The organism is Paraburkholderia unamae (genome assembly GCF_003268775.1).
GTDB classification, from domain to species: domain Bacteria; phylum Pseudomonadota; class Gammaproteobacteria; order Burkholderiales; family Burkholderiaceae; genus Paraburkholderia; species Paraburkholderia unamae.
In genome coordinates this window covers 89308-96818 of sequence record NZ_QLSU01000037.1, presented here as the reverse complement: position 1 = coordinate 96818, position 7511 = coordinate 89308, and the positions used below count along the sequence as shown (strand labels likewise).

Annotated in this window: 6 protein-coding genes; 4 read left to right on the top strand and 2 right to left on the bottom strand. The window is 64.2% G+C overall.

Annotated elements, in window-relative coordinates:
• Positions 1-731 precede the first annotated feature (731 nt).
• Positions 732-1922, top strand: coding sequence for a glycosyltransferase family 4 protein (locus C7401_RS38385; RefSeq protein WP_112177259.1), 1191 nt, complete (start codon positions 732-734; stop codon positions 1920-1922).
• A 34-nt stretch (positions 1923-1956) separates the two neighbouring features.
• On the opposite strand, the gene C7401_RS38380 is transcribed toward C7401_RS38385, so the two are convergent.
• A complete protein-coding gene (locus C7401_RS38380; protein ID WP_112177258.1) occupies positions 1957-2958 on the bottom strand; it encodes a GNAT family N-acetyltransferase in 1002 nt (333 codons plus the stop codon).
• A gap of 508 nt (positions 2959-3466) precedes the next feature.
• The gene (locus C7401_RS38375; RefSeq protein ID WP_112177257.1) at positions 3467-4321 is read right to left on the bottom strand and encodes an IclR family transcriptional regulator; all 855 of its coding nucleotides are present in this window, start codon (positions 4319-4321) and stop codon (positions 3467-3469) included.
• Positions 4322-4648: 327 nt separating this feature from the next.
• Here C7401_RS38375 and C7401_RS38370 point away from each other — a divergent pair, with 327 nt between their 5' ends.
• The 3 genes from C7401_RS38370 (at position 4649) to C7401_RS38360 (ending at position 7484) form a co-directional block, all read left to right on the top strand.
• The gene (locus tag C7401_RS38370) at positions 4649-5740 is read left to right on the top strand and encodes an ABC transporter ATP-binding protein (protein WP_112177256.1); all 1092 of its coding nucleotides are present in this window, start codon (positions 4649-4651) and stop codon (positions 5738-5740) included.
• Positions 5741-5801: 61 nt separating this feature from the next.
• Positions 5802-6662 carry an ABC transporter permease gene (locus C7401_RS38365; protein ID WP_112177271.1) on the top strand — a complete coding sequence of 287 codons (861 nt, stop codon included), beginning with the start codon at positions 5802-5804 and terminating at the stop codon, positions 6660-6662.
• Between the two features lie 27 nt (positions 6663-6689).
• Positions 6690-7484, top strand: coding sequence for an ABC transporter permease (locus C7401_RS38360; protein WP_112177255.1), 795 nt, complete (start codon positions 6690-6692; stop codon positions 7482-7484).
• Positions 7485-7511 lie beyond the last annotated feature (27 nt).

Sequence of the window (7511 nt, the reverse complement as noted above, 5' to 3'; positions counted from 1 at the left end):
CAGAACGAGCGGATCTCGCGCTTTGCCTGGTAGCGCGAGCCCGCGCCACCGTCGAAGCCGTCATACGACGGGGCCTGTAGAAACAGCGTTTTCATATTGCTCGATTGTCCGCGCAGTGTGGTGAAACATGGGTTGCCATGTGGTGCGCCTTGCCGGCATTCAAAGCTTCCAGATCTGCTTGCAAACCCACTTCCGAACCATTACGCATTCCATTCGATTGCCATTCTGGTTCGCATGTTTGTTATCGATTTGAAGGCTAAAGGCTGCACCGGTAAATCTTATTGATGATAGGCCTGGAAACTGATGAAAAGCTTAAGCGTTTTCCACGCTACCCACGTATCGAAACATCCGAACCCTCAAGTCTGAACGGTCGATGTGACAATTTTTCGTGCACTGCCGCATTCGACCCAACCCACAACCCCGCACAACACACCGCCATGCCCGGGGATAAGCATTTTTCATTCCTCCGACGAAAACCTGGCCGGGCAGTTTCGGGTTTCCGGCGGCTCCCGCCATATCGGACAAGTGTTCGCTGATCCCCGACAATGCGTAAAAACCCGGCACGCTCGGGTTAGCATGCTCCAAATGGCGAGACTGCGGTTCCCCGCCGCGAATGCGCGGGCGGCGTGGCGCAGCGAACGCTGCCCGGCAGGTTACGACGACTGTCGCGAATAACGCGGTCACGCACCGGCGCGGTGCGCGGCCCATTCCACGGTGAGCCGTCATTGTCCATGCGCATCCTCTTCGTCATTGGCAACCTGGGCGACTATCACGTCCCTCGCTATGAGGCTCTCGTCAGCGCGGCCTCCGGTCGCGGTCACGAAGTGGCGCTGCTCGAAGTCTTCGCGCGCTCCGGCGTGTACGGCTTCCCGCAGGAGCGCCGCGCCGCCTTCTTCGCGAACCGCCCGCACCTCGCGGAAACGCTGGTGGAGGACGGCGCCGACAGCGACGGCCTCGGCGCGCGCGGCACGGCCCGCCTCATTGCGAAGGTACGCGGCTTCATGCCCGACGTGGTCATCACGCTAGGCTACAACACCGGCTATTCGACGGTGTTATGCGTGCTCAGGCACATCACGCGACGTTTCAAGCTCATCTACATGTCGGACTCCAAAGCGGACGACGGCCTGCGCCAGCGCGCCAAGGAGCGTCTCAAACGCTTCGTCGTGAGCCGCTTCGACGGGGCGCTCGTCGCGGGAGAGAAGCATCGCCGCTATGCGCAATCGCTCGGCATTCCGCAGGAGCGCTCGCGCATCGGCTTCGACGTGATCGATGTCGACTACTTCTCGCGCCTGGCGCAAACCGCGTGCAGCAATCCTGCGGCGGTGCGCTCGCGCTTCGGCTTGCCGCAGCGCTACCTGCTGTGTGTGAGCCGCTTCGTCGCGCGCAAGAACGTCGACGTGCTGATTGACGCTTACCGCAAATCGGGCGTGTACAAGCAGAATATCGGCCTCGTGCTGGTCGGCCAGGGGCCGCTCGAAGCGCAATTGCGCGAGCGTATCACCTCGCTCGGGCTCACGACGCACGTGACGATACTCAACTCCCTCGCCAACCAGGAGATGCCGAATCTCTACGCGCTAGCCGAGTTCATCGTGCTGGCGAGCGAATTCGATCAATGGGGTCTGTGCGTGAACGAAGCGTTCGCGGCCGGGTGCCCTGCCATCGTCACGCGCACCTGCGGCGTGGCCGGCGAAGTGGTGATCGACGGCGTGAACGGTTTCGTCGTGGAGCCGCGCGATGTCTCGACGCTCGCGCAGCGCATCGGCCAACTGGGCGGCGAACCGGCGCTGCGCGAGCGCTTCGCGGCGGGCGCGCAATCCGCCATCCGGCGGTGGACGCCGGTGCTGTTCGCCTCGAGCGCGCTTGAACTGGCCGAGGTCACGACGCGCAATGCACGCGACCCCGCGCAACACGAACTCGTTTAGTTCGCAGTCCGCAATCCACCAGGCTTTCAAGGTCTTATAGATTGGGGGCGAATACGCGTGCCGGCGCGAGCCGGCGTTTGAGCGTGCGCGTCAACAGATACACGGTGCGCTGCCGCTCGACGCCCAGGCGCTGCGTGAGCGTCGCGCCGAAGCCGTTGAGAAAGCTGAACGTAGATGGGCTCGAAAAGCCGTCGAAGTCGAACGTGAGCCTGCGCTCCAGCGCGCGGACAATGGCGGTCCACAGCAAGAGACTGATGGAGCCGCAGTGCGCGTCCCGCACCCTTGACGACAGCAGGTAATACATCGCCCGATGGTCCCACACGAGCCCGACCGCGGCGACGAGCTTCCCGTCCGTCCCGTACGCGCCCATCAGCGTGCCCGCATTGCGCTCGACGAATGCGTTGACGAGCTGGCGCATGACGGCATCCCCATAGGCATTGGTGCGCGAGCGCGCGGCGAGATTCGCGTCATAGAACGCCAGGAATTCGTCGGGCGAGAGGTCCGGCAGGATCGTCAATTCACGCGAAGCGCTGCGGATCACATTGCGCGTCTTGCTGTTCAAACGAGACCACGCTTCGTCGGCCGTCGTGCGCGCGTCAATGCGGAACGTGTAGCGCGCCGAGACCGTGAAGCCGTGCAGCGCGAAGGCGAGCGCATCGTCCACGCTCGGGTCGAGCACCTGGAAAAAGCTGTCACACTCGGGCAACTGATCGATGAGCTGCGCGGTGACATCGAGCGTGTGATGCCGCTGGCGGGCCTCGCTGCCAGTCACCGGCTGGATCACGGGGCCGAGCGTGCGCGTGAGCGGCGGCAGATGCGAAATACGCCATAGGCGCGTGCGCCAGATCGCGTACGGCATCTCGCCAACGATCTCGTCGTTCTGCCTTACCGCGGCAAGCTTCCAGTCGCCTTGCGTGGCGATATCGAGCCACCAGCGCTCATGGAAGATCGAATGCGCCGCGCGAGCGGGCACCGGCGCAAACGTGCCTGCCGGTCGCTCAACAACGGGCAACGTCCGGTCGTTTATGGTCGTCATCGGTCACCGGTCTTTTCTCACTGCAAGCGCCGCGGGATCCAGCACGCGCTCCCACTTTCCCCCGGCGCCCACGCTCCTCAATGGCTTCTCTTCGACATGGCAACGGCGTGTGTGCCCGATACGACAGTTCACGCGGCGGTGTTATTCCCTGTTATCCCGATTGCCGGGTGCTTGCGCAGTCACACGGCGCTGCATGCGCTTCCACGCTTGTTTCGGGTTCGTCGCTCGCGCTGTGATGGACCGCAAAAGTCCACCTCGGCAAACTGCCGTCAGCACACCGACTCCAGTCTACGAACAGCGTCCCGGCCGTTTACGCCAAAACCAAGCCGTATGCGGATGACAACACCCCACGGCCGATTTTCGTCCGAACATACTCGTGGATTGCGCAATGCAACATGCCCGCGACGAACCGGGAAACTCGCCAGGCGCCCTGCGAACGCGAATCAACATCGATTCCGCGATTTAGTCAGGAATCCGTTCTAACGAGCCCCTCACGATCGCGCGCGGCTCACGCCAACGGTTGCGTCGTCATGGCGCGCGTGAGGCCATGCATGGGACGGCGCACCGCCACGTCGAACGGATTCGTCTGCGGCCCGATGAGTTCCGCCTGGCGCCTGAGCAATTCGACGATGGTGGGCAGCCGGTCCTCGGTCAGCCGCGCGGCCAGCGTGCCCACGCTCAGCGCGCCCACCGCGCAGCCGGTGCGGTCGAGAATCGGCACGGCCACGCCCGCCATGCCCTCCAGCACACCGGTATTGCGCCCGGCGTAGCCGAGCTTGCGCACGCGCTCGATCTCCGTGCGCAGGTACACCTCGTCCAGCACGCCGTAGCTGCGCAGGCGCGGCACGTTGAAGCGAATGATCTCCTCGCGCTCCGCCTCGGGCTGGAACGCCAGAATCGCCAGGCTCCCCTGCCCCACGCCCAGCGCGACGCGCCCGCCAATGTCGCCCGTGAACGAGCGGATCGGAAACGGCCCTTCGCACATGTCGAGACACACGGCGTCGAAGCTGCTTTTCACGAGCAGGAAAATCGTGTCGCCAAGGCTTGCGCACAGGCGCAGCAGCGCGGGACGGCACAACGTGCGCATGCCGCTCGGGTTGCCCGCCTGCGCCGCGAGCGCGAAAAAGTCCACGCTCAGGCGATAGCGTTTCGTGCCTTCGTCCTGCTCGACCACACCTTCGGCGATCAACCCCTGCAAGAGCCGATGCACGGTGGCCTGCGTGAGACCCACGGCCTTGGCGAGCGCCGTCACGCGGCTGCCTTCCGCCTGGCTTTCACCGAGCGCGCGGATCAGCGCGAACGCGCGCTGCAAGACGCCCGCGCCGCGCGCGTCGTCGCCGTGGCTTCCACTTTTCTCTTCCATTGCCGCCATGTTTCCCTCGATTTATTCCATTCAGCGGAATACCCGCCGAAAGCTCATACGGATGGGCGCGTGGGTTGAAGCCGGGCCCCGGTTTGCACCGCCCATGCGGCGCTCAACGCATTCAGGGATTTCCCGAGGATCGCCTGATGAAATAGTTCAAGCATGGATTCCGCTATACATTCCATTAATCGGAATATATGCCAGATTTCTATCGCTCGATGGAATTTTAAATTGACGACCAAAAATTTGGCTAGCTAGAGTCGCTTTCAGGCAATGCAACCGATTCAACGGATGCGAAGCGCACCCAATGCACTGGAAGACCAGACCATGTCGTTCCTCACCCTGACCGATGTATCGAAATCGTTCGGCGACCTGCAAGCGGTCACCGGCGTCAATCTCTCGGTGGAAAAAGGCGAGTTCGTCTCGCTGCTCGGCCCCTCGGGTTGCGGCAAGACCACGACGCTGCAAATGATCGCGGGCTTCGTGGAAACCACGCGCGGCCGCATCACGCTCGACGGCCGCGACATCACCCACATGCCGCCGAACAAGCGCGGCCTCGGCATCGTGTTCCAGAGCTATGCGCTGTTCCCGCACATGAGCGTGGAGCAGAACGTGAGCTTCGGCCTCGAAATGCGCGGCGTCGACAAGAGCGAGCGCAAGGAGCGCATTCGCGAGGCGCTCGCGCTCGTGCGCCTCGACGCCTACGCGCACCGCTTTCCGCGCGAGCTTTCAGGCGGCCAGCGCCAGCGCGTGGCGATCGCGCGCGCCATCGTGATCGCGCCGCCCGTACTGCTGCTCGACGAGCCGATGTCCAATCTCGACGCCAAGCTGCGCGAAGACATGCAGTTCGAATTGCGCGCCATTCAGCGCAAGATTGGCACGACCACGTTGATGGTGACGCACGACCAGTCCGAAGCGCTTTCGATCAGCGACCGCGTGGTCGTGATGGAGAACGGCCGCATCACTCAGGTCGACACGCCGTATCGCGCGTACGAGCGGCCCGAAAACGATTTCGTCTCGCGCTTCATCGGCAAGGCCAACATGCTCGCGGGCCGCATCGTCGCGCGCGAGGGCGACACGATACGCGTGGACCTCGGCAACGATCTCGCGGAAACGGGCTCGACGGCGCAACTGTCCGGGCACGCTCGCGCCGTGGATGTGGGCGACGCGATCACGCTGTGCATCCGCCCCGAAAAGCTCAAGCTGTGCGCGCACGGCGCGGGGCGCCTTGCGGGCCGCGTGACGAGCCGCTTCTTCCTCGGCAGCCAGTGGCTTTACCGGCTCGACAGCCGCGCGGGCGAAATGCTCGTGTGCTGCCAGAACGAAGGCCGGGAGCCGCTTGCCGAAGGCGACCAGGTGGGCATCGACTGGCATAGCGACGCGATCCGCTTCATCCCGCAGGAGGGCGCCCGTGTCTAGCTCGCTGCCCGCTTCCAAACCTTCGCCGCAACCCGCCCCGCAGCGCGCCGCGCGCACGGCGATGCGCGCCGGCTGGCAGGCCTACCTGCCGCTGTGGCTCATGAGCGCCCCCGCGCTGCTGCTGTTCTCGGCGCTCGTGCTCGTGCCGCTCGGCATGACGTTCGCGCTCACGTTCTACCGCTTCGATCCGTCGAGCGGACCGATTGCCGCATTCGATCTGCATAACTACATAGAAGTGCTGGGCTCGTCGTACTTTCATACGATCTTTGCGCGCACCTTCGGCATTGCCGCGCTCACTACGCTGCTGTGCGTCGTGATCGGCACGCCCGAGGCCTATATCCTTTCGCGCATGCGCGACCCGTGGCGCTCGCTCTTTCTGCTCGCGATCCTCGCGCCATTGCTCGTTTCCGTGGTGGTGCGCGCGTTCGGCTGGAGCATGCTGCTCAACATGAACGGCCTCGTCAACCAGTTCTTCGGCCTGTTCGGCGCGGGCCCCTTCAAGCTCGAATACACGACCTTCGCCATCGTCATCGCGCTCGTGCACGTCATGCTGCCGTTCATGGTGATTCCGGTGTGGACCGCGCTGCAACGCCTCGACCCGCAAACCGAGAACGCGGCGCTCTCGCTGATGGCCTCGCCCTTCATCACCCTGCGCCGCATCGTGCTGCCGCAACTCATGCCCGGCATTCTCTCGGGCAGCCTCATGGTGTTCGGCCTCTCCGCGAGCGCTTTCGCGATTCCGGGCCTGCTGGGCGGCCGCCGCCTGAAAGTCGCGGCCACGGCCGTGTACGACCAGTTCCTGAGCTCGATGAACTGGCCGCTCGGCGCGACGATCGCCGTACTCCTGCTCGTGGCCAATCTGATCGTGATGCTCACCTACTATCGCGTGCTCGAGCGCCGCTACGCGCGCAGCATGGGCTAATGCGCGGCATCGCCAGGAAAACACATCATGCGTAAAAACGGACCGCTCGCTCTCACGTTCCACAGCTTCGTCATCCTGTTCGTGCTGGCGCCGCTCGTCATCGTCATTCTCGTGGCCTTCACGCCCGACGAAACCTTGACGCTGCCCACGCACGGCCTCTCGCTGCGCTGGTTCCGCGCGATTCTCGACTACCCGGACTTCATCAGCGCGTTCTTCAACAGCCTCAAGCTCGCGTTCGCCTCGGCCACGCTCTCGCTCGTCGTCGCGCTGCCCGCGGGACTCGCGATCGGCCGCGCGCGCTTTCCGGGCCGCGGCTTTCTCAGCGCGCTGCTGCTCTCGCCGCTCGTGATTCCGGGGCTCGTGCTCGGCATCGCCTTGCTGCGATTCTTCGCGCTGATCGGCGCAACCGGCTCGTTCGCGTGGCTGATTCTCGCGCACATGATCATCATCACGCCGTTCGTCATGCGGCTCGTGCTCGCCTCGGTCAGCGGCCTCGACCGCAGCATCGAGCATGCGGCCGCTTCGCTCGGCGCGAACGCGTGGACCACCTTTCGCCGCGTCACGCTGCCGATGATCGTGCCCGGCATCACCGGCGGCTGGCTGCTCGCGTTCATCAACAGCTTCGATGAACTGACGATGTCGATCTTCGTGACTTCGCCGCAAACCGTCACGCTGCCCGTGCGCATGTACATGTACGCGACCGAATCGATCGACCCGATGATGGCCTCCGTCTCCGCGCTCGTGATCTTCATCACGGCGGGCGCGATGCTGCTGCTCGATCGCGTGTACGGCCTGAACCGCATCCTGATCGGGCAGCACTGAACGCCGCCCCGCCTCCCTTTCGAAAGT

Excerpts from the sequence above, each read along its gene's own strand:
- C7401_RS38385 (WP_112177259.1), top strand. The coding sequence starts at position 732 with ATGCGCATCCTCTTCGTCATTGGCAACCTGGGCGACTATCACGTCCCT.
- C7401_RS38375 (WP_112177257.1), bottom strand. The coding sequence starts at position 4,321 with ATGGAAGAGAAAAGTGGAAGCCACGGCGACGACGCGCGCGGCGCGGGC.
- C7401_RS38365 (WP_112177271.1), top strand. The coding sequence starts at position 5,802 with ATGCGCGCCGGCTGGCAGGCCTACCTGCCGCTGTGGCTCATGAGCGCC.
- C7401_RS38370 (WP_112177256.1), top strand. The coding sequence starts at position 4,649 with ATGTCGTTCCTCACCCTGACCGATGTATCGAAATCGTTCGGCGACCTG.
- C7401_RS38380 (WP_112177258.1), bottom strand. The coding sequence starts at position 2,958 with ATGACGACCATAAACGACCGGACGTTGCCCGTTGTTGAGCGACCGGCA.
- C7401_RS38360 (WP_112177255.1), top strand. The coding sequence starts at position 6,690 with ATGCGTAAAAACGGACCGCTCGCTCTCACGTTCCACAGCTTCGTCATC.